The organism is Ruegeria sp. A4, assembly GCF_056543025.1.
In genome coordinates, this window is the sequence record NZ_JBQGAW010000006.1 from 70,897 (window position 1) to 93,362 (window position 22,466).

Annotated in this window: 25 protein-coding genes; 5 read left to right on the forward strand and 20 right to left on the reverse strand. The window is 59.6% G+C overall.

Translation table 11 applies throughout. The features are described from left to right. Positions 1–112: 112 nt before the first annotated feature. From ACR0E2_RS15790 to ruvC, 14 genes are all read right to left on the reverse strand, one after another. Positions 113–709, reverse strand: coding sequence for an MOSC domain-containing protein (locus ACR0E2_RS15790; RefSeq protein ID WP_480447061.1), 597 nt, complete (start codon positions 707–709; stop codon positions 113–115). A 97-nt stretch (positions 710–806) separates the two neighbouring features. Further along, positions 807–2,723 (reverse strand): ATP-dependent zinc metalloprotease FtsH, encoded by a 1,917-nt coding sequence (gene ftsH, locus ACR0E2_RS15795; protein WP_171117497.1) that lies wholly within the window; start codon positions 2,721–2,723, stop codon positions 807–809. 75 nt (positions 2,724–2,798) lie between these two features. Continuing rightward, positions 2,799–4,058, reverse strand: coding sequence for a tRNA lysidine(34) synthetase TilS (gene tilS / locus ACR0E2_RS15800; RefSeq protein WP_480447062.1), 1,260 nt, complete (start codon positions 4,056–4,058; stop codon positions 2,799–2,801). Continuing rightward, positions 4,049–4,873 (reverse strand): tol-pal system protein YbgF, encoded by an 825-nt coding sequence (ybgF, locus tag ACR0E2_RS15805; RefSeq protein ID WP_480447063.1) that lies wholly within the window; start codon positions 4,871–4,873, stop codon positions 4,049–4,051. The genes tilS and ybgF overlap by 10 nt, the downstream gene beginning before the upstream one ends. Before the next feature lie 4 nt (positions 4,874–4,877). Next, the gene (gene pal / locus ACR0E2_RS15810; protein WP_152457229.1) at positions 4,878–5,384 is read right to left on the reverse strand and encodes a peptidoglycan-associated lipoprotein Pal; all 507 of its coding nucleotides are present in this window, start codon (positions 5,382–5,384) and stop codon (positions 4,878–4,880) included. Positions 5,385–5,456: 72 nt separating this feature from the next. After that, positions 5,457–6,776: a Tol-Pal system beta propeller repeat protein TolB gene (gene tolB, locus ACR0E2_RS15815; RefSeq protein WP_480447064.1), complete on the reverse strand. Its 1,320-nt coding sequence runs from the start codon at positions 6,774–6,776 to the stop codon at positions 5,457–5,459. Next, positions 6,773–7,876: an energy transducer TonB gene (locus ACR0E2_RS15820; RefSeq protein WP_171229584.1), complete on the reverse strand. Its 1,104-nt coding sequence runs from the start codon at positions 7,874–7,876 to the stop codon at positions 6,773–6,775. The genes tolB and ACR0E2_RS15820 overlap by 4 nt, the downstream gene beginning before the upstream one ends. A gap of 9 nt (positions 7,877–7,885) precedes the next feature. Further along, positions 7,886–8,362: a protein TolR gene (tolR, locus tag ACR0E2_RS15825; RefSeq protein ID WP_152457226.1), complete on the reverse strand. Its 477-nt coding sequence runs from the start codon at positions 8,360–8,362 to the stop codon at positions 7,886–7,888. A 2-nt stretch (positions 8,363–8,364) separates the two neighbouring features. Next, positions 8,365–9,060, reverse strand: coding sequence for a protein TolQ (gene tolQ / locus ACR0E2_RS15830; RefSeq protein WP_152457225.1), 696 nt, complete (start codon positions 9,058–9,060; stop codon positions 8,365–8,367). Between the two features lie 110 nt (positions 9,061–9,170). Further along, positions 9,171–9,554 (reverse strand): tol-pal system-associated acyl-CoA thioesterase, encoded by a 384-nt coding sequence (ybgC, locus tag ACR0E2_RS15835; protein WP_171205628.1) that lies wholly within the window; start codon positions 9,552–9,554, stop codon positions 9,171–9,173. Then, complete coding sequence (locus tag ACR0E2_RS15840) at positions 9,551–10,174, reverse strand: hypothetical protein (protein WP_171229706.1); 624 nt, start codon at positions 10,172–10,174, stop codon at positions 9,551–9,553. Before ACR0E2_RS15840 ends, ybgC begins: the two co-directional genes overlap by 4 nt. Before the next feature lie 63 nt (positions 10,175–10,237). Next, a complete protein-coding gene (gene ruvB / locus ACR0E2_RS15845; RefSeq protein ID WP_224857538.1) occupies positions 10,238–11,257 on the reverse strand; it encodes a Holliday junction branch migration DNA helicase RuvB in 1,020 nt (339 codons plus the stop codon). 4 nt (positions 11,258–11,261) lie between these two features. After that, positions 11,262–11,939: a Holliday junction branch migration protein RuvA gene (ruvA, locus tag ACR0E2_RS15850; RefSeq protein ID WP_480447065.1), complete on the reverse strand. Its 678-nt coding sequence runs from the start codon at positions 11,937–11,939 to the stop codon at positions 11,262–11,264. Continuing rightward, a complete protein-coding gene (gene ruvC, locus ACR0E2_RS15855) occupies positions 11,936–12,433 on the reverse strand; it encodes a crossover junction endodeoxyribonuclease RuvC (protein ID WP_171117483.1) in 498 nt (165 codons plus the stop codon). Before ruvC ends, ruvA begins: the two co-directional genes overlap by 4 nt. A gap of 333 nt (positions 12,434–12,766) precedes the next feature. Here ruvC and ACR0E2_RS15860 point away from each other — a divergent pair, with 333 nt between their 5' ends. Then, positions 12,767–12,982, forward strand: coding sequence for a DUF1127 domain-containing protein (locus ACR0E2_RS15860; protein WP_170344966.1), 216 nt, complete (start codon positions 12,767–12,769; stop codon positions 12,980–12,982). Between the two features lie 112 nt (positions 12,983–13,094). Here ACR0E2_RS15860 and ACR0E2_RS15865 read toward each other — a convergent pair whose 3' ends face one another. The 4 genes from ACR0E2_RS15865 to ACR0E2_RS15880 form a co-directional block, all read right to left on the reverse strand. After that, positions 13,095–13,451, reverse strand: a complete 357-nt coding sequence (locus ACR0E2_RS15865) for a hypothetical protein (RefSeq protein ID WP_224857539.1) — start codon at positions 13,449–13,451, stop codon at positions 13,095–13,097. Positions 13,452–13,540: 89 nt separating this feature from the next. Next, positions 13,541–14,419, reverse strand: a complete 879-nt coding sequence (locus tag ACR0E2_RS15870) for a 50S ribosomal protein L11 methyltransferase (RefSeq protein ID WP_480447066.1) — start codon at positions 14,417–14,419, stop codon at positions 13,541–13,543. Positions 14,420–14,485: 66 nt separating this feature from the next. Next, complete coding sequence (locus tag ACR0E2_RS15875; RefSeq protein ID WP_480447067.1) at positions 14,486–15,718, reverse strand: MFS transporter; 1,233 nt, start codon at positions 15,716–15,718, stop codon at positions 14,486–14,488. Positions 15,719–15,797: 79 nt separating this feature from the next. Further along, the gene (locus tag ACR0E2_RS15880; protein ID WP_480447068.1) at positions 15,798–17,993 is read right to left on the reverse strand and encodes a primosomal protein N'; all 2,196 of its coding nucleotides are present in this window, start codon (positions 17,991–17,993) and stop codon (positions 15,798–15,800) included. Between the two features lie 88 nt (positions 17,994–18,081). Between ACR0E2_RS15880 and fsa the strand changes: the two genes are divergently transcribed. The 4 genes from fsa (at position 18,082) to ACR0E2_RS15900 (ending at position 21,321) form a co-directional block, all read left to right on the forward strand. Then, entirely contained in the window at positions 18,082–18,735 is a 654-nt protein-coding gene (gene fsa / locus ACR0E2_RS15885) for a fructose-6-phosphate aldolase (RefSeq protein ID WP_480447069.1), read from the forward strand. Positions 18,736–18,932: 197 nt separating this feature from the next. Continuing rightward, a complete protein-coding gene (locus tag ACR0E2_RS15890; protein WP_480447071.1) occupies positions 18,933–19,640 on the forward strand; it encodes a DUF484 family protein in 708 nt (235 codons plus the stop codon). Next, the gene (locus ACR0E2_RS15895) at positions 19,637–20,557 is read left to right on the forward strand and encodes a tyrosine recombinase XerC (protein ID WP_480447072.1); all 921 of its coding nucleotides are present in this window, start codon (positions 19,637–19,639) and stop codon (positions 20,555–20,557) included. Before ACR0E2_RS15890 ends, ACR0E2_RS15895 begins: the two co-directional genes overlap by 4 nt. Positions 20,558–20,625: 68 nt before the next feature. Further along, a complete protein-coding gene (locus tag ACR0E2_RS15900; RefSeq protein WP_152457212.1) occupies positions 20,626–21,321 on the forward strand; it encodes a CDP-alcohol phosphatidyltransferase family protein in 696 nt (231 codons plus the stop codon). A gap of 21 nt (positions 21,322–21,342) precedes the next feature. Here the strand turns inward: ACR0E2_RS15900 and ACR0E2_RS15905 are convergent, their stop codons facing one another. Next, the gene (locus tag ACR0E2_RS15905) at positions 21,343–21,810 is read right to left on the reverse strand and encodes a hypothetical protein (RefSeq protein WP_152457211.1); all 468 of its coding nucleotides are present in this window, start codon (positions 21,808–21,810) and stop codon (positions 21,343–21,345) included. A 76-nt stretch (positions 21,811–21,886) separates the two neighbouring features. Further along, complete coding sequence (locus ACR0E2_RS15910) at positions 21,887–22,342, reverse strand: methylated-DNA--[protein]-cysteine S-methyltransferase (protein ID WP_480447073.1); 456 nt, start codon at positions 22,340–22,342, stop codon at positions 21,887–21,889. Between the last annotated feature and the right edge of the window lie 124 nt (positions 22,343–22,466).

The following is a 22,466-nucleotide window of genomic DNA, read 5'->3' on the forward strand; positions in this document are numbered from 1 at the left end:
ACCGACGCGGGGCGTCGGCGCTGTGCATTCCATACCCTTGTGTACAATCCCGATAGCCATGGATTCCGACATTCTGGCGTCGCGAAGCGTCGTAAGTTCGTTTCAGGGGTTTCTAATCGGAAACAAGCCCGTTTTCACAAGCCCAGGCAGGTTGATCAGGAACAAACAGTTTCAGCCGGTCCCCCAGTTGAATGCGCCCCGGACGTTCGACCCATCCGGTGATGCCCCGACGCCCGGCCGCCGCAGGTTTGAAAGTTGCGCCATGCCCCGGTTGATCCGCTTCGATCTCGCGCCCCGGCAGAACACAAGGGGCGTTTTCCATGTCCACCGTTATTGTCGCCCCCCTCGTTGCCTGAAGACGTGAAGACGGGGGGATATGTGAGAAATCCGGGATTCCGCGCAGCACAATGGAAGCCCCAAGATAGGACGGATCAAGCTGATCCAACCCTATGTCCTGCGCAATTTGCTGCAACTCCTCCTCGGACAAAATTGAAAGCTGACGCACGTTGCGAATTTCAGTGCCTTTCGGGTAAAGGTTCGAGACCCTGACACAGGACGCCCGATTGAGGCCTTCGTGGCGCTCACCCTTCACGCCGTCAAAACCCAGATCCAGCGTGTCAACAGCCTTGGCCCGCAAGGAGGTTCCCGCAGGGACATGGCCAAGCCAGACTGCTTCGGCGGCAAACTCGGTTTCACGCAAAAATGGCATAGCCTTCCCTTTTCGCTCTTTTTCTTGCGTGCATATTGCCCGGCAAAACACCGATGAAAAGAAAAAAGACCCGGACTATGCGCCGGGTCTTTTTTGACTATGCGGTGGGTTCAGGCTCCATCCCGCCATCGGGCGGAGATTTCTTGGCCTTTGTCTTGGGAATGGCCGTGACACTGGGCGCGCTGCCTTCATCCGGCTTGTCGCCTTCATCATCATCCTCGCTGGGTGATTCACCATTCATGACACGCTTGATCTCATCACCCGTCAGGGTTTCGTATTCAAGCAGGCCCTGCGCTAGGCGTTCCCATTCTTCGCGCTGTTCGGTCAGAATCTGGTGCGCGCGCTCATAACCCTGCTGGATAAGGCGTTTCACCTCTTCTTCGATCAGCTCTTTCGTATGGGCCGACACCGAGAACCCTGCGGTGTTGCCCTGATAGCCTTCGTGCGCCTCGGCATAGTCGATGTTACCGACCTTGTCCGACATGCCCCAGCGCATCACCATGGCACGCGCCAACTGGCTGGCCTGCATGATGTCCCCGGCCGGGCCGTTCGAAACATGGTCTTCACCGTATTTGATAACCTCAGCGGCTTTGCCGGCCATGGTCATGGCCAGCTTTTGCTCACACTCATCACGGTGGTAGTTCAGGCGATCCATTTCAGGCAGCGAAACCACCATACCCAGCGCACCACCGCGCGGAATGATCGTGGCTTTGTAGACAGGATCGCACAACGGCAGGGTCAGGCCGACAACGGCATGGCCCGCCTCGTGATAGGCGGTTTTTTCCTTCTGGTCCTGGGTCAGCACCATCGAGCGGCGCTCAGCCCCCATCATCACCTTATCCTTGGCGTTCTCAAAATCTTCCATAGTGACAAAGCGGCGACCCACGCGGGCGGCCATCAGCGCAGCTTCGTTCACGAGGTTTGCCAGATCAGCCCCCGAGAAGCCCGGCGTGCCGCGTGCAATGATGCGCAGATCGACATCGGGGCCCAGAGGCGTCTTGCGCGCGTGCACGCCCAGAATTTTCTCACGGCCTTTGATGTCGGGGTTACCAACGGTCACGTTGCGGTCAAAACGGCCCGGACGCAGCAGCGCGGGATCCAGAACATCTTTGCGGTTGGTGGCCGCCAGAATGATCACGCCTTCGTTGGCCTCAAACCCGTCCATCTCAACCAGCAACTGGTTGAGGGTCTGTTCGCGTTCGTCGTTACCACCGCCGTAACCGGCGCCACGATGGCGGCCCACGGCGTCGATCTCGTCGATGAACACGATGCAAGGCGCGTTCTTCTTGGCCTGTTCAAACATGTCGCGGACACGGGATGCACCGACGCCGACGAACATCTCGACGAAGTCGGACCCCGAAATGGTGAAGAACGGAACGCCTGCCTCACCCGCGATGGCGCGGGCCAGCAATGTTTTACCAGTACCCGGAGGACCGACCAGCAGCGCGCCTTTCGGGATCTTGCCGCCAAGGCGGCTGAACTTCTGTGGATTTCGCAGGAATTCAACGATCTCTTCCAGTTCTTCCTTGGCCTCGTCGATGCCCGCCACGTCGTCAAATGTGACGCGGCCATGCTTTTCGGTCAGCATCTTGGCCTTCGACTTGCCAAAGCCCATAGCACCGCCTTTGCCGCCGCCCTGCATCCGGTTCATGAAATAGACCCAGACACCGATCAACAGCAGGAACGGCAAGAGCGTGATCAGGAAAGACTGGAAGCCCGATTGCTGTTGCTTGACCGCCTGAACCGGGATGTTCTCATCGATCAACAGCTTGGTGACCTCGGCGTCGCCGGGTTTGATCGTGACGTAAGTCGCACCGCTTTCGGTCGTATAGCGGATCTGTTCGCCGTCCAGCGTTACGTTCTTGACTTCACCGCTTTGCACGGCGCCGACGAAATCGGAATAAGTTCTTTCATTGCTCTGAAGCGTTCCGCCCGGTCCACTGAACAGATTGAACAGTGCAAGGATCAGCAGGAACAGAACGACCCAAAACGCGATATTGCGAGCGTTGCCCAAGGAAATTCTCCCAAAAGTTCCGGCAGGTGAGGAGCTGCCAAGTTACCTCTTAAAATAGAGAGGATTGTGGTATGTTCAATGCGATAAAAAAGATGCGTGGAACTCGGGCCATTCCGGCGTCGTGTCCGCGCGCCATCCATTCGCGAATCCCGCAAGCGGAGCGGCCAGCACCGCGCCCCCCTTCCAGACCGCGGGCGTCGCGCTCAAGGCCAACCTGGGCCGGCCTGTTTCGCGCCACTCGGGCACCTGTCGCAGCCCGTCTTCACCCAGAGCGCGGATCTCGGCACCGGAAATTTCGGGACCGGTCAAGACCCATTTGCCATCCCAAACTTCGTCAGGTGCTGAAACCCGAGCCTCCACGGCCTTGAATTCCCTGCAAATCCAAACACTCATCCCGTCCGGGACCAACAGGCAACCGCTGAGCGACCCTGCCCGCCCGTCGGTTATGGCCTTCATGGCCTGCTCGACCGCCGCCTGACGCGGGGGATATCCCTGCCCTGCGATCCAGCCAAGGCATCCAAGCAACACGCGGCGTCGGATTTCCTTGGGCAATGCGGCGAAACCGGCCCTGTCCACCTTCACGTCGCTTTGTTCGACCTGGGCGACATTCCGTGCGGATTCCTGCGCAAACACACCCAGGGCTGCATGGGCCTGCGCCAGATTTTCGGCCACTCGCGACAATGAAAGCGCGTCAATTCCCAGTGGTGCGAGGCCGGACATGGCCTCTCGTGCCTTGATCCGGTCGAAACGAGGGTCCTGATTCGACGGGTCTTCGACCCATGTTGCGCCGATACCGGTCAGGTAGGTTCTCAGATCCTTGCGTGTGATCCCCAGCATTGGCCGCAGCAATGTCACACCTTCCCGTTGCCGGTTTGCCGACATGCCGGACAGTCCCGTGACACCTGATGAACGACCCAGTCGCATCAGCAACGTTTCCGCCTGATCATCCGCCGTATGCCCCAACACGATGGCGTCGATTCCGCGCTGTTGCGCCCAATCGGCAAGCAGGCTGTAACGCGCCTTGCGCGCCTCGTCCTGAACATTGCCCGATCCGTCCCAACCCGCCCAATGCAAAATGTCATGCGGCAGCCCCAAAGCAGCGGCCTGGCGCGACACTGTCACGGCCTCCTGCGCTGCGTCGGGGCGCAAGCCGTGATCGACCGTGGCCACAAAAAGGGCAATCTCTTCGTTTTGGGCGACTTGATGCAATAGATGCATCAACGCGACGGAATCCCCACCGCCCGAGACCGCCACGCCCAGTTTAGGCGGAATCCTTTGGGGAAGCCGGGCGCGAAGCTCTGCAAGCAGGTTTTCGCTGTGACGGTTCAAGAACACCCCAGCGCAGACATCTCTTGCGTCGCATCCGCAAACGCCGGTGCGGATGGAAAGCGCACGCCAACTTCATTGAGCGTGATGCAGGCCTGATCGGTCTGCCCCAGACGCCCCAGCGCCGCGCCCAGCTCGAACAGGGCCTCGGGGGCAAATGCTCCTTCGGAATCTCCGGTAAAGCTTGCCAAGAACGCCCGTGCCGCTTCGCGGGTGTCGCCAAGGCCTTCAAGCGCATGACCCCGTTTCAGATTCGCTTCGGGCGCCAAAGGGCTGCCGGGATAGTTCGTATCAAACTGCGCAAACAAATCAGCCGCAGTCTGGTAATCCCCATCGGCCAGTGCTTGCGATGCCGCGTCGAAATCCGCCCGCTCGCCCACGGCCAGTTCACCCTGATCGGTTTGGGATGGCGTGGCAGGCGTGATGACGGCCGTACCTACATCTGTGCCCTCTCCGCCCAGTGTGCTGGTCGGTTCGCCTGAAATCTCGCAGTTTGCCTCAAGCTCGCACAGGCGGAACTCCAGATCTCCGATGCGATTGGTGCCGTCCGAGACAATGTTCTGCACACGCTGGTTCAGCTGCTCGGTCTGTCGGGTCAGGCGTTGCAGTTCCGCTTCAATGGCATCAACCCGTTCGAGGACCGAACTGCCGGACAAGTTTGGAGCTGGCGATCCTGTGGTGGAAAACTCGCGCTTCAGACGCTGAATTTCCACATGCAGCACCGTCAGCTCCTGACGTATGTCGGCCAGGGTTTGCTGATCCTGTGCCTGTGCAACACCGGCTGTCGCCATGACCGCCGCCAATACCCATCCTGCCATACGCATTGTCTTACCCCAGTGTTGATCCGGTCAGCACAGTCACTGCGCGGCGGTTCTTGGAATAGCATTCCTCAACGCTGCAAATCTCGATTGGGCGCTCCTTGCCGTAGCTGACGGTTTTGAGACGGTTGCCAGCAACACCACGCGAAATCAGATACTCACGAGCGGCATTTGCGCGACGCGCACCCAGCGCAAGGTTATACTCGCGCGTACCCTGCTCGTCCGCGTGCCCTTCGATCGTGGCAACAAAATCCGGATTGGCCAGAAGCCAGTCCGCTTGCCCTTGCAAAACGGTCTGCGCCTGTGGTGTCAGGGTGGACTGGTCCACGGCGAACAGAACACGATCCCCGACGGTCTGCTGGAAATACGCAGGCGAACGCGGGTCACTGGGCGAGCCCGGTACGATTGCGCCTGTGCCGCCGGCACCGCTGCCGCCCAAGGCGGATGGGTCATTGTTCGTACAGGCGGCGATCACACTCAGCGCGCCCAACGCCAGGACTTTGCTCAATACATTCATTTCAAGTGCCTCGTGTTTTGATTGTTGCCGCCTGTCTACCACAGGGACGATTCGTTGTGAACTTTGCTGCGATCAATTCTGTAGTGGGCCCCATGACGGATCACTGCCGCCATCCGGTGTTCGCACCGGGCGCAAGTTGCGGCCCGAGATGTCCACCGAATACAGCGAGGCCCGGCCGCTGGCACCCTGCGTTTCACGGGTGAACATGATGACGCGGCCATTGGGCGACCAGGTTGGGCCTTCATCCAGAAACGAGGCGGTCAACAAGCGTTCCTCTGATCCGTCCGTGCGCATCACCCCGATGTGGAAGCGGCCCTGGTTTTGCTTGGTAAAGGCAATCAGATCGCCGCGCGGCGACCATACCGGCGTGCCATAACGACCCGAGCCAAAGCTGATCCGCGTGGCCTCTCCGCCATTCGCGGGCATCACGTAAAGCTGCGGTGTACCCGAACGGTCGCTTTCAAACACGATCCGGCTGCCATCCGGCGAATAGCTGGGGGCTGTTTCTATCGCCGGCGTGTTGGTCAGACGAGTGCTTTGCCCCGACGCTAGATCCATTTTCCACAGGTCCGTGTTTCCGCCCTGAATCAAGGAATACACGATCGACCGGCCATCCGGCGAAAAGCGGGGCGAAAAGCTCATGGTTCCGTCCTGCGTCTTCAGTTCCTGCCGTTTGACGCGGCCCACATCCAGAACATAGATGCGCGGGCTTCCGCTTTCATAGCTGGTGTACAGCAACCGATCGCCATTGGGTGAAAAGCGCGGCGCCAGAACGATTGCGGCACTGTCGGTCATGTACTGCACGTTCGCGCCATCATAATCCATGATCGCCAGACGTTTCAGGCGTTGGTTTTTCGGTCCACTTTCCGAAACAAAGGCCACGCGGCTGTCAAAGTATCCGCCCTCGCCTGTAATCCGGCTGTACACCTGATCGGCCACTTTGTGGGCCATACGCCGCCAGCCCTCGGTGGTGCCTGCCAATTGCAGCCCATTGCCCAATTCCTGACCCGAAAACACATCCCAGACCCGGAATCGAACCGTGAGGTTCTTGCCCGAAACATTGACTGCACCCGTGATCAGCGCATCAGCATTGATCGCTTTCCAATCGGCGAACTGAACCGGAGCCTCAAAGCTGCTGACCCGACTGATGAAGGCATCTGATGATATCTCGCGGAACAACCCGGTTCCTGTCAGATCAGCCGCCACCACGCGCGAGATGTCCTGTGCATATTGCGCCGCTGACGGGCCATCGGGGACAAAGTTCGGCACCGCAAAGGGCAAGGGTTCGATAATGCCCTGGTCCAACTCCAATCGCAGGGGACCGTTCTGTGCAAGAACCGGCGTAGACATCAGCGTCAGGCCGACAAAGAGGCTGGTCAGAAGTTTCATCATTTGATCCGCATCCTCTCGGGATTGAATGTAATCTCAACATCCTGCCAATGAGCGTATTTGTCAGCAGGCAAGTCATATCCTCTGGCCCCGCAGCGCAAAATCGCGCGCCGGGCGGCTTGATAGGCCTGATTGGCCGCGCCAGCAGACCCGCCAGAACTGTCCAGCATCCGAATGCTGCCATCCACAACCGTACCATCACGGTTTAGCGAAAAAGCCACAACGACCACAGTACTCAGTGCATCCGTAGACAAAGAGCCCACATTCCAGCACTTGGACACGGCCAATCGCATCGCGTCCTTCTCGCCGCTGGTCAGCGGTGGGCCGGATGGCTGGGTTCCACTGCCCAAGGCTTCGGCCAGAGCGTCATTGATCGCGGCCTCGTCGGCTTGCGCGTCAGGTTCAGGTGCCGCCTCGGGCGTCTCTGCCACAACGGGTTCGGGCGGTGGGCTTGGGCGGTTCGGACGCACCCGCGGTCGCGGTGACGTAAGCGGAGACTGCTCTTTGGTTTCCTCTGCCTCGGTCACGATCTCGGGGGCCGCTTCTTCCGGCGCGGTCTGATCCTGTTGTTCCTGCTGAACCTCGGCTCCTTCGTCCAAAGACACCGGCGGCGTTTCGAAATCATCGGGTTTTGCCTCGGGCGGTGGCGGCGCTATGGCCTCGGGGGCAACACGATCGGACGGGCGCGGCTGCGCCTCGGGTCCCGGAGGCACCGGCTGTGCGACAGGTTCGACCTCGGGCTCTGTCAGTACCGGCAGCTCATCCGGCACGTCCGGTTCCGGCGGTGCTTCGACGATAACAGGAGCAGGCTCGGGTTCGGGTTCGGCAGGCACGACGGGTTCAGGGCGAGACTGTTCCTCGACCACAGGTTCTGGCGGCGTGCTATCAGCCTGTGGTTCGGGCGGTTGTTGCAATGCCACCGGCACCTCTGGGATCTCAGGCGCATCCCGCTGGGCCGTCATGGCCGCGAATTGTTCAGCGGTGATCACGGACACATCCTGTACGGCCATCGGCAAAGGCTCGGACCGGAAGGTACCGCCGAAAAGCGCCACTCCGATCAGGCTGACATGCGCAATCGCCGAAATCTTGGTGCCGGTATCCACCGTGCGCCCTCACTCTCCACCTTCGTCCAGCGTCGGCCCGCCCGTATCGGTCACAAGCCCAACGTTGGAAAACCCGCCCGCGTTCAGCGCGCCCATGACCTGCATGACCTGCGCGTAAGGAATCGCGCCATCGGCGCGCAGGAAAACCCGGTCACTGCTCCGCTCTGCGGCGATGGCCCGCAGCTTGCCGATCAGTTCCTCGCGCAACACGTCTGTTGTCTGGATCTGCACACGTCCATCTGCCGTCAGGGTCACGGTCAAAGGTTCTTCATTGTCACCGGGCAAAGCACTGGCGGCGGTCTTGGGCAGATCTACCGGAACACCGACGGTCAGCAATGGCGCGGCCACCATGAAGATGATCAGCAAAACCAGCATGACATCCACAAACGGGGTCACGTTGATCTCGGCCATGGGTTGCGCGCGTCCGCGACGCCGACCGCGTCTGCGCCCGTTTCCACCCGAGGATTGCTGAACCGCCGCGCCCATTGTCAGCTGTCCAACTGACGCGACAGGATGGTCGCGAACTCGTCGGCAAAGGCCTCATAGCCGCCCACGATGCGGTCACAGTCTGCACTGAGCTTGTTGTAGAAAATAACCGCCGGGATCGCGGCCAGAAGGCCCAGCCCCGTTGCCAATAGTGCCTCGGCAATACCCGGGGCCACGACCGCCAGATTGGTATTCTGTTGTTCGGCGATTTCGATAAAGGCATTCATGATGCCCCAGACGGTACCAAACAGGCCGATGAACGGCGCAGTCGATCCAACCGTGGCCAGGATGGGCAGACCTTTCTGCAAGGTCTCGGCCTCTTTCGCTATGGCCACATCCATGGACCTGTCTATCCGCGCGGTCGCTCCGGCAATCAATCCGCCATCATTTCGGTGCGACCTGCGCCATTCGATCATTCCGGCAGCAAAAATCTTTTCAGAACTGCCATCCGGCTGGGTTCCGATCTGCTCGAACAGCTCGTCCAAAGGGTTGCCGGACCAGAAGCTCTCGTCAAATGCCTGCGCCTCGCGACGAGCCGCGCGATAATTGATCAGCTTCTGAATGATGATGCCCCAGGACCAGATGGATGCACCGATCAGCATCAACATCACCAATTTGACGATAAAGGTCGCGCGGGCATACAGCCCCCACATGGAGAAATCGATCTCCTGCGCCAGCGCCAGCGTTTCAGCTTCCATGAACCTGCTCTTTGTTTTTGCCTGACGGCCGTTTGTTTGGCCTTGTTTTGCCAAACGCTAACGCAGTTGGGGCTGAAATGCCAACATAACCACCCCTGACCCGCAAATTGTTACATCAATGCGCGAATCTCTGCCGGAAGCCGGATCGGCCTGCCGTCCTTGTTGATACACACCGCAGTGACCGAGGCGCGAAAAATCTCGGTCTCGCCGCGCCGGACCAGCTGCGCCATGGTCAGCCGCACACCCGAGATTTCCGTGACTTCGGTTTCGACGATCAGTTCGTCATCGAACCTGGCAGGCGAAAGGTAATCGGCCTCGACCCGCCGCACGACCCAAACAATGCCCTCTTCCCGCATCGCGTTTTGGTCATTGCCCAGATTGCGCACCCAATCCGAACGCGCACGTTCGATATACCGCAGATAGTTCGCGTGATAGACAACGCCGCCCATGTCGGTGTCTTCATAATATACGCGAACCGGATAGGTATGCTTCATTGCAGCGGCTCCAACCGGGCAAACAACCTGAGCGCATGAGACGCATCCTGCGCCGAACCCGGCAAAACCGGATCGTAAGCAGCCCGAATCAACGCAGCAATATCGGGGCGCAGGATCGTCGTTTCGCCCGCCACGGCCAGCGGAGATTGCGTCCGAAACGCAGTATCGGACCAAAGCAGGATGGTCTGCACCACCTGGCTCAGCGCCAGCGTTTCCGCCGGTACCTTAGACAACTGCTTGTCCATGCGCAGAAAAACAAAAGCCGCACGGATCGCGCCATCTTCCTCGAACCGGAAAATGCGATACTGGTTTGCATCCGCTTCAACCAAGCGCCCGACCAATGGTGCCAGATCGGGGATCAGACGATCAAGATCCGGCACGTCCAGCAGCTCTTGCCAATCCCGGAAGAAGAAGACCATGAAGTTGGCACCAAGTTCGGGGTCGGTTTCGGCCATTTTGTGACCGGCCAAGGTGACAACCGCCTCGAAGGCGCCCTTCACAGTGGACAGCGTTTCATCTTCAACACCAAACACAATCGGCACGATGGGTCGTCCCCAGCGGGCAAACAGAAACTCACCGCTTTCGCGCGTGAACAGCGCCTCAATCTCTTCCGGTGTCACGATCAGGCCTTCATCTTTTCGAAAATACTCTCGCCGAAGGCATAAAATCTCCAAGCGCAAGCTTCAACCGAACAGATCGCTCTGCGGTTTGGGTGCAGCCATGCCCAGATGCGTCCAGGCCTTTTGCGCCAACATCCGCCCACGCGGTGTTCGCTGGATCAACCCCTGCTGCAACAGAAAGGGCTCGATCACTTCTTCCAGCGAGTCCCGGCTTTCAGACAGGGCGGCTGACATCGTTTCGATCCCGACAGGACCACCACCGTAATTCTCGGCGATCAGTTTCAGATACCGGCGGTCCGCACCATCCAGCCCCAAATGGTCCACACCCAGCCGCGTCAAGGCTCCGTCAGCCAGTTCGCGGGTGATCCGCCCATCTCCTTCGACAATGGCGAAATCCACCACCCGCCGCAGCAGACGTCCGGCGATGCGCGGTGTTCCGCGCGACCTGCGCGCAATCTCGCGCGCGCCCTCATCATCCGCCGGAGCGCCGAGTTTCCGCGCATTTCGGGTGACGATCTCATGCAATTCGTCCACGGTGTAGAACTGCAACCGGGTCGGAATACCAAACCGGTCGCGCAAAGGTGTGGTCAGCAAACCCATGCGCGTCGTGGCCCCAACAAGCGTGAAGGGTTGCAACTCGATCCGAACCGTTCGCGCGGCGGGCCCCTCGCCGATCACCAGATCAAGCTCGAAATCCTCCATCGCGGGATAAAGCACCTCTTCCACCGCCGGGTTCAGGCGGTGGATTTCGTCGATGAACAAGACATCACGCGCTTCGAGATTGGTCAGGATCGCAGCCAGATCACCCGCTTTCGCCAGAACCGGCCCGGACGTCATGCGAAAATTCACCCCCAGTTCACGCGCCATGATCTGCGCCAGCGTCGTCTTGCCCAACCCCGGAGGGCCATGGAACAACGTGTGATCCATCGCCTCGCCCCGCTGGCGGGCGGATTGGATGAAGATGCGCAGATTGGCGCGTGCCTCGGCCTGACCGATGAACTCATCCAAGCCCTGCGGGCGCAATGCACGGTCGTTGTCCTCGGGCAATGGATCGGGGCGCACGGTGGGATCAGCGTCTACCATTCATTCAGCCTTTCGGAGCCAGCAATTGCAGGGCGGCACGGATCAAACCCGCTTCGTCTGCATCCGGGTTGTTGGCGGCCGCCTCGGCAACCGCGGCTGCTGCATCCGACGGCCCATAACCCAGATTGGACAAGGCAGACAGCGCACCCGCTGATGCCGCAGCGACCCCAGAGGCTGGTTTTGGCGTCCGCTTCGGAGCAGGTGCTGCCTCGACAGGCTCTACAACTTCGATCGAAGGGCCATCCATCGCATCAATCACCGTGCCACCCATGGCCATCACGCCCGGCGCCTTGTCCTTGAGGTCCAGGACGATCCGCTGCGCCGTTTTCGGCCCCACACCTTTCGCCGCCTTGACCGCCGCCCAATCTCCCAGTGCGATTGCGCGGCTGACACCGTCCGGCCCCAGCGCGCTGAGGATCGCCAGAGAGACTTTCGCTCCGACCCCCTGAACCGAGCACAAAAGCCGGTGCCATTCCTTCTCGACCAGCGAAAGAAAGCCATAAAGCTGCATCAGGTCTTCGCGCACGACCATGTCCGTGTAGATCGAAACCGCCTCGCCCACGCCCGGCAGTGCCGCCATGGTCCGGTCAGAGCAATAGACGATGTATCCCACACCCCGCACATCGATCAGCACGTGATCTGCTGCGCGATAGTCCAGCCTTCCGGTGAGTTTTCCGATCATGCCCGTACCTCTTTCACACGCGCCTGTTGGGTCTTGCCGTAATAGGCATGGCAAATCGCAATCGCCAGAGCATCTGCTGCATCCGCGCCCTTGGGCTGACATCCGGGCAATTGCAGTTTGACCATGTGCAGCACCTGCTCCTTTTCCGCGTGCCCGACACCCACGACCGTTTTCTTGACCCGGTTCGGGGCGTATTCCCCCACCGGCAATCCGGCCTGTGCCAGCGTCAGCAACGCCACGCCTCGCGCCTGACCCAGTTTGAGCGTGCCGGCACCATCCTTGTTCACAAAGGTCTGTTCGATGGCCGCCTGGTCCGGTTGGTGATCGGCGATGACTTCGACAATCTGGTTGTGGAGAGACAACAGCCGCTCACCCAGATCATCCCCATCCGACTTGCACAAACCGTTGGCCACGTGGCTCAGGCGGCTGCCATTTGATTCGATGACGCCCCACCCCAGGGTTCTAAGCCCCGGATCAATGCCCAGAATTCGCATGTTTTGCCTCGGCCTGCTCGGGTTCTGTGATCTTTTTTCAACGCCTAGCACGAAGCGTGAACATTTTCCAAGCGAATTGACCCAAGGCCTGAAAACGACACACTTGTCCTATAGGCGACTCAACACGCCATTTGCGACTTCAAAAAGTCCGAATTCGACACTTTTGTGAACGCGTTTTCACCAATTATTTAAGGGGATTACAGCCTTTTCAAGCATTGCATGAAACGCATAGGACACATGCAAAAACTGAACTTGTGCGGGCGATTTGGCGGCACTAGATGCCGGGCAGATCGCAAGACTGCAAAGTGAACACCAACCAGAAGGAAACAGGATATGGCTGCACTGGACACCACCCGCTTCGCCTCCACTGGCTCGTTCGGCCTCGTTGGCCGTATCGGCGCATTTTTCGTATCGGCCGTGAACGCCGCCGTCGAATGGAATGACGCCCGCGTTACCCGCAACGCGCTGACCGGTCTAAGCGATCGTGAACTGGAAGATATCGGCCTGTGCCGTGGCGACATCGACGCCATCGCCCAAGGTCGCCGGTAATACCGACCACCACTCGCATACGCCCCTTCCTCCTCCCTAGAGGGGCAAACAGAAACACCGCGCGCCCTGGGCACGCGGTGTTTTTTTTCGAAAACTGACTCAGAACTGAGATTCAGTATAAAATCTTGTTGAGTTGCACGGCAATCGCCTGCGACACCGGGTCGATCTGCATCACCCAAGCACCTGCTTTTTCGACCGATGTGCCTTCGTTCAAACTGTCGATCCGATATTGGTATCCGGTCGGGCCAAGGCTGGACAGAAGAAACGCCTTGAACGCCACAACACTCAGAAGCGTAAGCAACAGCACCCTGGCCGGCACTGCCGAGCTTACCCGCTGCGGCTTCATGACGACCAGGCCATCCTTGCGCATCGTCGCGCGATAGCCACGGCTCATCTTTTGATGTTTTTTGTTCAGGCGATTAACGCGCTGAGTGAACTCCAGTTGTTTACCCGTCATGGCAGCCTCCAAAAACCGCCCCCCTCGACTTCAGTCAGAAAACGGTAAAAAGAGATTACGACAAAAACGTGGCAAAATTCCACAAAACTCCTGCAAATGGCCTAGTTTGCGCCCTGTTTCATTAAGATTAGGGTCGTCCATTCACCAATCTCATCCCTATGGGTAAGATTGAATTCATTTTGAGAATAAACGGACACCACATCATCGGCCTGTTCGTTGAGGATCCCCGACAGGATTGCATACCCTCCGGGACGCAGATTCGCCGCGATTTCCGGCGAGAGGGCGACCAGAGGACCTTTGAGAATATTGGCAAAGATCAAGTCATAGGGCGCGTGCGCCCTGAGATCGGGATGGTCGAAACCCGCGGCTTCCACGCACCGTACGGCACCGGACATCCCGTTCGCCTTGAGGTTGGCTTCGGCCACGTCAATAGCCACTTCATCAATGTCGCTGGCAATAATGTCGCCGTCCCAAATCCGGGCTGCGGCCATGGCCAGAACGGCGGTGCCGCAGCCGATATCCGCCACTTTCGTCGCGGTGAACCCCTCGTCCAGCAATCTGTCAAAGGCCTTGAGGCACCCCAACGTCGTACCATGGTGGCCGGTGCCAAAGGCCATTGCGGCCTCGATCAGCAATGGAATGCGGCCCTCGGGCAGCTTGTCGGCATCATGGCTTCCATAGACAAAGAAACGGCCCGCCTCGACGGGCGCAAGCTCGCGCCGGACATGCGCAACCCAGTCGGTTTCCGGCAGCTCTGAAACAACAAACGGTTTGGCCTCGAACGCCGCTGCCAGAACCGCCAGCGCGGTCTCGTCGGGGGCTTCGGTGAAATATCCGCCGACCTCCCACAGGCCGGATCCGTCTTCGACTTCGAACACACCAACGCCGGTTGGCTCTGGCTCCAGACGTTCCATCGCCTCGCCCAGACCTTCGGCGGCCTTCTTACCTGTCAGCGTCGTCAGTGCGGTGAATGTGGGCATTGGGGCCTCCTGTCTCGATTGACACCGCGCCTAGGACGCCGCGCCGTCAAGGTCAAGCGCCGAGACCTATTCCGCAGGGGCCGGAGCGTATTTGGTCAGGATGGTCTCGTTGCCGGGCTCGGGGTGACGCGGGATCAACAGGGACAACAGCAGCGAAACGATCGCCATCGCCGCGGCCAGGCCAAACACAGCGCCTGGCGACACGACCCAAAGCAGGCCAAGCAAAGCGGGCAAAAACACCGCCGCAATATGATTTATAGTAAAGGCCACCGCAGCGGTCGGCGCGATATCAGCAGGGTCGGCGATTTTCTGGAAATAGGTTTTCAACGCCAATGCCAGCGCAAACAGCACGTGGTCGATCACATAAAGGATTGCCGCAAGCAGAACGCCCCAGCCGAACCAATAGATGCCGCCATAGGCTGCGAACACGATGGCCAGGCCGGTATATTCGAATATCAGCGTGCGCCGCTCTCCGAACTTTGCCACTGCCCTTCCCAGCAATGGGGCGGCCATCATGTTGATCATCAGATTGATCAGATAAAGGCTGGTGAGCTCATGCACTTCAAAGCCGAATTTCTCGACCATCATGAACCCGGCAAAGACGACAAATATCTGCCGCCGCGCGCCTGCCATGAACTGCAATGCATAATACAACCAATACCGGCGACGCAGGATCAGCTTCTTGGTCTGCGGCGTGGGCGCATCGAATTGCGGATAGGCGAACAGACAGAACAGTGCCAACGCAGCCGTAACTCCACCCGACGCCATAAATACAAAGTTGTAGGACAGATCAAAGCGATCCCAGGTCAGTACGATCAGCCCATACACCACCATGGTCGCCGCCGATCCCATCGCAACCAGCCATCCCAGCACCTGCGGAGCACGATCCTTGGGCAGCCACTGCAATTGAAGCGACTGGTTCACGGTCTCGTAGTAATGGAACCCGATCGAGCTGAACAAGGTCACAAACAGCAACCCGCCCAGGCTGGGGAACCACGCGGTCACCGCCGTTGCGACGCCAAGCATCATCAGAGAGATCATCGCCAGCACCTGCTCGCGAATGAAAATGATGACGGCAATCACGCCAACCGCCAGAAACCCCGGAATCTCGCGCACTGTATGCAGCAGACCGATATCCGCGCCATCAAAATTCGCCACCTCAATAACAAAGTTGTTCAGCAGCGCGCTCCATGCGTTGAACGCAATGGGCATGGTCAGCGCCATCATGAACAACAGCGTGGTGGGGCGGCGCCAGAACGGCAGGCTCTGCGCCTCGGTAAGGGGCATGGGTTTCAGCATGAGAGTCCTCTACGCCCATTTCACCGCTTTGGCGAGAGGGAAGCGGTCTGCGCACATTCACCCTGCACGGATGCAGAGGTCAATAAAAACTTTGTGGGTCGATATCGACGGTCAGGCGGATATCGCCCTTCAGGCGCAACGGGGCGATCCAGCGGGCAATGGCATCTTGAATCGGCGCCCCTTTGGGGGCTTTCACCAACAAGCGCACTCTGTGGCGGCCGCGTATACGCGCTATGGGTGCCGGCGCGGGGCCAAAGACCTGAGCACCGATGGCGCGCAGGGGCGCATCGTTGCGGGCCATTGCATTGCCGATATCGAAGACCGGCCCGACCTCAGGGCCCGACAACACGATCCCGGCCATGCGACCATAGGGCGGCACGCCTGCCGCCTGTCGACCCGCTGCCTCGGCTTTCCAGAACCCTTCCTCATCACCCGACAGGATGGCACGGATCACCGGGTGTTCCGGTTGAAAGGTCTGCAAAAGCGCCTGCCCCGGCTTGTCCGCCCGTCCCGCGCGCCCAGCCACTTGGCGCATCAATTGAAACGTACGCTCGGCCGCGCGCAGATCCGCACCGTGCAGGGAAAGATCAGCGTCAATCACACCGACCAATGTAAGCTTGGGAAAGTTGTGCCCTTTGGCCACCAACTGCGTACCGATGATGATGTCGGCATCCCCGGCGGCGATCTCTTCTATCTTGGCTTTCAATGCCCGGGCTGAACCAAAAAGATCGGAACTCAGCATCGCGATTTTCGCCTCGGGGAAAGTCGCCTCGGCTTCTTCCGCCAGCCGTTCGATCCCCGGCCCGACCGGGGCCAGCTTGCCCTCTACGCCGCAGGAGGGGCAGGCTTCGGGCATCGGCTTGGTTTCGCCGCATTGGTGGCACATCAATCGCTTGAGAAACCGGTGCTCGACCATGCGTGCGTCGCACTGATCACAGGCGATCTGCTCGCCACAGGCCCGGCACAACGTGACCGGCGCATAGCCACGGCGGTTGATGAACAACAGCGATTGTTCACCTTTTTCGATCCGCTGCTGTACCGCTTGCCGCAAAGACGGAGAAACCCACGTTCCGGGCGGCATCTGCTCGACCCGCATGTCGATGGGCTTCATCTCGGGCAATACCGCCGCTCCGAAGCGCGAGGTCAGGTCAAGCCTTTCGTACTTGCCCGCCTCGGCATTGGCCCAACTTTCCAGCGAAGGTGTCGCACTGGCCAGAATCACCCGCGCGCCACAGATCGCCGAGCGCAGAACCGCCATGTCGCGAGCGCTGTAGTGCACGCCGTCTTCCTGTTTGTAGGACGTGTCGTGTTCTTCATCGACCACAACAAGCCCCAGATCGCGAAATGGCAGAAACAGCGCCGACCGGGCGCCCACGACCAGTTGCGCATTGCCCTGCCCAACCATCCGCCAGACCCGCCGCCGTTCCGTCATGGTTGCGCCGGAATGCCATTCCGCCGGGCGCGCACCGAACCGCGCCTCGACCCGGGTCAGAAACTCTGCGGTCAGGGCAATCTCGGGCAGCAGGACCAAGGCCTGCCGCCCCATGCGCAACGCCTCGGCCACAGCCTCCAAATAGACCTCGGTCTTACCGGAACCGGTAACGCCTTTCAGCAGCGTGGTGCCGTAATCGCCGGTCCGCTGCCCGGCCTGAAGCCGTTCGACCGCCGCTGCCTGATCCGCTGTCAGGTCTTTCCCGGGAAGGTCCGGATCAAGATGAGGATAAGGCAAGTCGCGCGGGCTGTCTTCTTCGCGCACGGCGCCTTGTTGGACCAACCCTTTGACAACGGATGACGTTACACCCGCCTGCTCGGCGAGTTCCTTCAAGGTAAAAGCCAGCCCGCCATAGTCGCACAATACCCCCAGAACCCGGGCCCGGGCATCTGTCATTCGGTCTGGTTGACCTTCACCCAACCGATAGACCTTGCGCATCGAGGGCGGATCACCCAAGCCCGGTGCCCGCGTGGCCAGACGCAGCATCGCGGGCATGGGTGTCAGAGTGTAATCGGCGACCTTTTCCAGAAACACCCGCATCTCTTCACGCATCGGTGCAACGTCAAGAACCCGGATCACCGAGCGCGCCTTGCTCAGGTCAAAGCCGCCCTGCCCCGGCCCCCAAACCACTCCCAGCACCTTGCGCGGGCCCAAAGGAACCTCGACAAAAGCGCCCAGAACGCACCCACCTTCGGGCGCCTTGTAATCCAGCGTCCGGTCCAGCGGCTGCGTTGTAAGCACCGCAACCAGCTCTCCTTGGTCGAAAAATCCGTTAGCGCTCACGGCATATCCTTCGCAGGGGGTTCCAGCAGGGGTCTCTTTGAGGTAAAGCCATCCGCGACCAAGGCCAACCCATCAAAGGACTGCCCTCATGAAATTCTTCGTAGACACCGCCGAGATCGACGCCATTGCCGAACTGAACGATCTGGGCATGGTGGACGGCGTAACCACCAACCCTTCGCTGATCCTGAAATCAGGTCGCGACATTCTGGAAGTGACCAAAGAGATATGTGATCTGGTCGATGGCCCGGTATCGGCCGAGGTTGTCGCCACCGAAGCTGACGACATGATCGCCGAAGGCCGCAAACTGGCCAAGATCGCGCCGAATATCGCCGTCAAAGTGCCGCTGACATGGGCCGGCTTGAAAACCTGCAAGACGCTCAGCGACGAAGGCCAGATGGTCAACGTGACGCTCTGCTTCTCGACCAATCAGGCGATTCTGGCTGCAAAAGCCGGCGCGACATTCATCTCGCCTTTCATCGGACGGCTTGACGATATCAACCTCGACGGCATGGATCTGATCGCAGACATTCGTCAGGTCTATGACAACTACGGGTTCGAGACCGAAATCCTTGCCGCATCGATCCGTACCGTCAACCACGTGACCGACAGCGCCCGCATCGGGGCCGATGTGATCACCGCACCGCCTTCCGTGATCAAGAAACTGGCCGACCATCCGTTGACGGACAAAGGTCTGGAAACCTTCCTCGCGGACTGGGCCAAAACCGGTCAGAATATCCTCTGATCCCAGACCCGACCGCGCGGTGCCGAAAGGCGCCGCGCCCGGCCCAACGGCCAAATGCCTGATCTGTGATCAGGCATGGCGGGCGGGAGCCCCTTGCCACAGCATGCAAGGAAATCCACCCTTGCGTGCATTTTTTCCAAGGCAAATCCGGTCCGGCATGTTATAAGCCGCGACAACAAAAAAAGACCGGACGGGACATGAGCAGCACCCCCAAACTCGAGGATAACCTCCGCGCGGCGATTCTGGCCGAGCCGGATGTCGTACTGGACGACAAAGACCTGATGCAGGCGCTTGTCGCTGCCAACGAGCAAGCGCGCGGCGACAACGTGATTGACCTGCGCGGCATTGCGATGCAACGGCTCGAGGCCCGGCTGGATCGGCTGGAAGACACCCACCGTTCCGTCATCGCTGCGGCCTATGAAAACCTCGCGGGCACCAATCAGGTCCACCGCGCCATTCTGCGATTGCTGGAACCTGTCGAGTTCGAAGATTTCCTGCGCGCGCTGGGCGCCGATGTGGCGGACATCCTGCGCGTCGACAGCGTTACGCTGGTTCTGGAAACAACCGTGGTTCAGAACGATCCCGCAATCGACACGTTGGGCGGGGTCCTGACGATCGCGGAACCCGGTTTCATCGACCGGTACCTGACCATTGATCGCGGCGGTCCTGCGCGGGATGTGATCTTGCGGGAAATCCATCAGCCGAGTCGGCGTATTTTCGGGTCACAGGCCGATCAGCTTCGTTCCGAGGCCTGCCTGAAGCTGGACCTCGGGGCCGGTCGCCTGCCTGGCATGATCGTCATGGCCGCCCGCGACCCGCGGCATTTCACACCGCAGTTGGGCACCGATCTTCTGGCCTTTTTTGCCGGCGTGTTCGAACGCTCGATGCGCCACTGGTTGTCGTGAGCCTGATCTCGCCTGCCTGCCGCGACGCGCTTCAGCATTGGCTGGACGGCCTGAGCGCACTGGCCGGACGATCCGAGAATACGCTAAACGCCTATCGTGGCGACGTCGTCGAGTTTCTGACGTTCATGACCCTGCATCACGCCGAACGGCATGGCCTGAAGGCGCTGGAACGGATCACAGTGTCGGATATGCGCGCCTGGATGGCGGATCAGCGCGGCGCGGACGTCAGCGCGCGGTCTTTGGCGCGCAAACTGTCGGCGGTCAAAAGCTTCTACCGTTGGCTGGCAGAGCGTGAGGGGTTCGAGCCCACCGCCGTTCTGTCCACCCGCGCGCCGAAATTCACCAAGAAACTGCCCCGGCCACTGGCCGAAGATGCAGCCCGCGCCATGATCGATACGGTGGAACTGCAATCCACATCCGACTGGGTCGCGGCGCGCGACGTCGCGGTTGTGACGCTGCTGTACGGATGCGGCCTGCGCATATCCGAGGCGCTGTCCCTGACCGGAGCGGACGTGCCTTTGCCCGCCACGCTGCGCATCGTCGGGAAAGGCGACAAAGAACGGGTCGTACCGGTTCTTCCTGCCGCTCGCGAAGCGGTCGACAGATACCTGAAGTTATGCCCCCATCCACAAGCACAGGACAAAGCCCTATTTCGAGGTGTCCGTGGCGGGCCATTGAACCCACGTGCAATCCAAGGGGTTATGGCCAAGGCGCGTATGCAATTGGGGTTGCCCTCAACCGCAACACCCCACGCGATGCGGCACAGCTTTGCCACCCACCTGCTGTCAGCCGGAGGCGACCTGCGTGCCATCCAAGAGCTTCTTGGCCACGCCTCCTTGTCGACGACGCAGGCCTATACGGCAGTGGACACTGCGCGGTTGATGGAGGTCTACAACCGGGCGCATCCCAAAGCCTGACGTGCACATGACTCGAAAACCCGGGCTTTTGGTTTGCATCTCGGACGCGCATCAGTCATGACGCTCGCATGACACTCAGATTCAAAGCTCTTTCCGTTCATCTCTTTACAGCAACAGGCGCTGTTTTTGCCATGCTGGCCATGCTGGCTGCCGTTGAAGAGAAATGGAGCCTTATGTATCTTTGGCTTGTCGTGTCTTTCATTGTAGACGGTATAGATGGCCCGCTGGCGCGACATTATCACGTCAAGCACAACGCGCCCGAGTTCGACGGCGTTCTGCTGGATCTGATCATCGATTACCTGACCTATGTGTTCATTCCGGCTTTTGCCCTGTTCAAATCGGGGCTGATGGACGGCTGGACCGGATGGTTCGCGATCATCGTCATCACATTTGCCAGCGCGATGTATTTCGCGGATACACGCATGAAGACCAAGGACAATTCCTTTTCCGGTTTTCCCGGGTGCTGGAACATGTTCGTGATCGTGATCTTCGCACTGGAACCGAATTTCTGGATCATCCTGCTGCTGGTCACGCTGCTGTCGCTGGCCATGTTTCTGCCGCTGAAATTCGTTCATCCCGTGCGTACCGAGCGCTGGCGCAGCCTGACTTTGCCGATGGCGCTGGCATGGACGTTCTTCGCGGGTTGGGCCGCATGGGTCGATTTTCACCCGGAAAGCTGGGCCCATTGGGGGCTGGTCATCACCAGCCTGTACCTGACCTTCGCAGGCATCGCCCAACAGGTTGTTCCGCAGCGCCGCGCCTGACGCAGCGCTGCCCATCCCGTTTTACAGAACGTCCTGCACCTCGAATTCGGTGCCGTTATGGGTAAAGACGTCGCCCTTTTGCAGACCTGCCATCGCCAGATATATCGGGCTTTGGGTTGAAATGCCCATATAGGTCTTGCCATCCACTTCAAACCGCGTTGTTGAAACACACACAACAAATCTGCGGTTGTTGAACTTGATCACAGCTCCTGGCCTGACCGTGTCGGCAAGGCTGAAATCGGTATTTTCGATGACGTCAATCTTTGCATGATGCGCATGGACCGGGGCATCAAAGGCAGCCGCCAGATCGGCGTTTTCCCGCGATGCGGCAATGTCATCCTTGTCGTGACCTTCCCGGTCGTCCAACTGGGCATCTTTCAAAAACGCATCGTAATGCGCCTGCGCCGTTGCAAGCTCTTGCGCTTCAAGCGACATCAACCGGTCGATAATGGCCTTCTTGCGGGCTGCACGGTCTTGTTCAGTGGTCATGCAATGCGGTCCTTCAAATTCAGCAACTGTTACAAGTTGTGTCTGCAAAAAGCGGATTGCAACCGAATTTCGACGCTCAGATCAAAAGACCTGCCGCCCGCTCATGCCGCAACAGGGCAACTTTCGTCTCAACACCACCGTCGCCCGAAAAACCTCCCAGGCCATTTGCGGCCAGAACCCGGTGGCAGGGAATGATCACGGGAATGGGGTTTGATCCGCAGGCTTGGCCAACCGGCTGGGCGGGCTGCCCCAGTTCTTTGGCGATATCGCCATAGGTGCGCGTTTCTCCAAGCGGGATGGCATAGATCAGGTCACAGACCTGCTTTTGAAACTCTGATCCGTCAATGCGATACGGCAGATCGAAACGGTCAAGCCGCCCTTGATCATAGGCCCCCAACTGGGCGGCGGCTTCGCGCAGTAGCGTAGTCGGCTCACCCTCGTCCCTGCCGTTCCAGACAAGCCGTGTAAGGGCCCCGTCTGTTTCTTCAACACCAAGTCGTCCGAACTGAGTTTCAACGGAAATCATCGCCATGGACCGACGGTTTCAGATCAAAGCGCCAAGCACAAGCGCGGGAATGTGCAAGACCGCGCAAAACGTCATTTTTGGGCATTGGCGCCATTCGTGATACGCTCCTGCCGTTACTTAAAGAGATTTT

Excerpts from the sequence above, each read along its gene's own strand:
- ACR0E2_RS15875 (WP_480447067.1), bottom strand. The coding sequence starts at position 15,718 with ATGCTGAAACCCATGCCCCTTACCGAGGCGCAGAGCCTGCCGTTCTGG.
- ACR0E2_RS15870 (WP_480447066.1), bottom strand. The coding sequence starts at position 14,419 with ATGCCCACATTCACCGCACTGACGACGCTGACAGGTAAGAAGGCCGCC.
- ruvB (WP_224857538.1), bottom strand. The coding sequence starts at position 11,257 with ATGGTAGACGCTGATCCCACCGTGCGCCCCGATCCATTGCCCGAGGAC.
- ACR0E2_RS15890 (WP_480447071.1), top strand. The coding sequence starts at position 18,933 with ATGAGCAGCACCCCCAAACTCGAGGATAACCTCCGCGCGGCGATTCTG.
- pal (WP_152457229.1), bottom strand. The coding sequence starts at position 5,384 with ATGAATGTATTGAGCAAAGTCCTGGCGTTGGGCGCGCTGAGTGTGATC.
- ACR0E2_RS15790 (WP_480447061.1), bottom strand. The coding sequence starts at position 709 with ATGCCATTTTTGCGTGAAACCGAGTTTGCCGCCGAAGCAGTCTGGCTT.
- ACR0E2_RS15910 (WP_480447073.1), bottom strand. The coding sequence starts at position 22,342 with ATGGCGATGATTTCCGTTGAAACTCAGTTCGGACGACTTGGTGTTGAA.
- tolQ (WP_152457225.1), bottom strand. The coding sequence starts at position 9,060 with ATGGAAGCTGAAACGCTGGCGCTGGCGCAGGAGATCGATTTCTCCATG.
- ruvC (WP_171117483.1), bottom strand. The coding sequence starts at position 12,433 with ATGCGAATTCTGGGCATTGATCCGGGGCTTAGAACCCTGGGGTGGGGC.
- ybgC (WP_171205628.1), bottom strand. The coding sequence starts at position 9,554 with ATGAAGCATACCTATCCGGTTCGCGTATATTATGAAGACACCGACATG.
- ACR0E2_RS15900 (WP_152457212.1), top strand. The coding sequence starts at position 20,626 with ATGACACTCAGATTCAAAGCTCTTTCCGTTCATCTCTTTACAGCAACA.
- fsa (WP_480447069.1), top strand. The coding sequence starts at position 18,082 with ATGAAATTCTTCGTAGACACCGCCGAGATCGACGCCATTGCCGAACTG.
- ybgF (WP_480447063.1), bottom strand. The coding sequence starts at position 4,873 with ATGCGTATGGCAGGATGGGTATTGGCGGCGGTCATGGCGACAGCCGGT.
- ACR0E2_RS15860 (WP_170344966.1), top strand. The coding sequence starts at position 12,767 with ATGGCTGCACTGGACACCACCCGCTTCGCCTCCACTGGCTCGTTCGGC.
- ACR0E2_RS15905 (WP_152457211.1), bottom strand. The coding sequence starts at position 21,810 with ATGACCACTGAACAAGACCGTGCAGCCCGCAAGAAGGCCATTATCGAC.
- tolB (WP_480447064.1), bottom strand. The coding sequence starts at position 6,776 with ATGATGAAACTTCTGACCAGCCTCTTTGTCGGCCTGACGCTGATGTCT.
- ruvA (WP_480447065.1), bottom strand. The coding sequence starts at position 11,939 with ATGATCGGAAAACTCACCGGAAGGCTGGACTATCGCGCAGCAGATCAC.
- tolR (WP_152457226.1), bottom strand. The coding sequence starts at position 8,362 with ATGGGCGCGGCGGTTCAGCAATCCTCGGGTGGAAACGGGCGCAGACGC.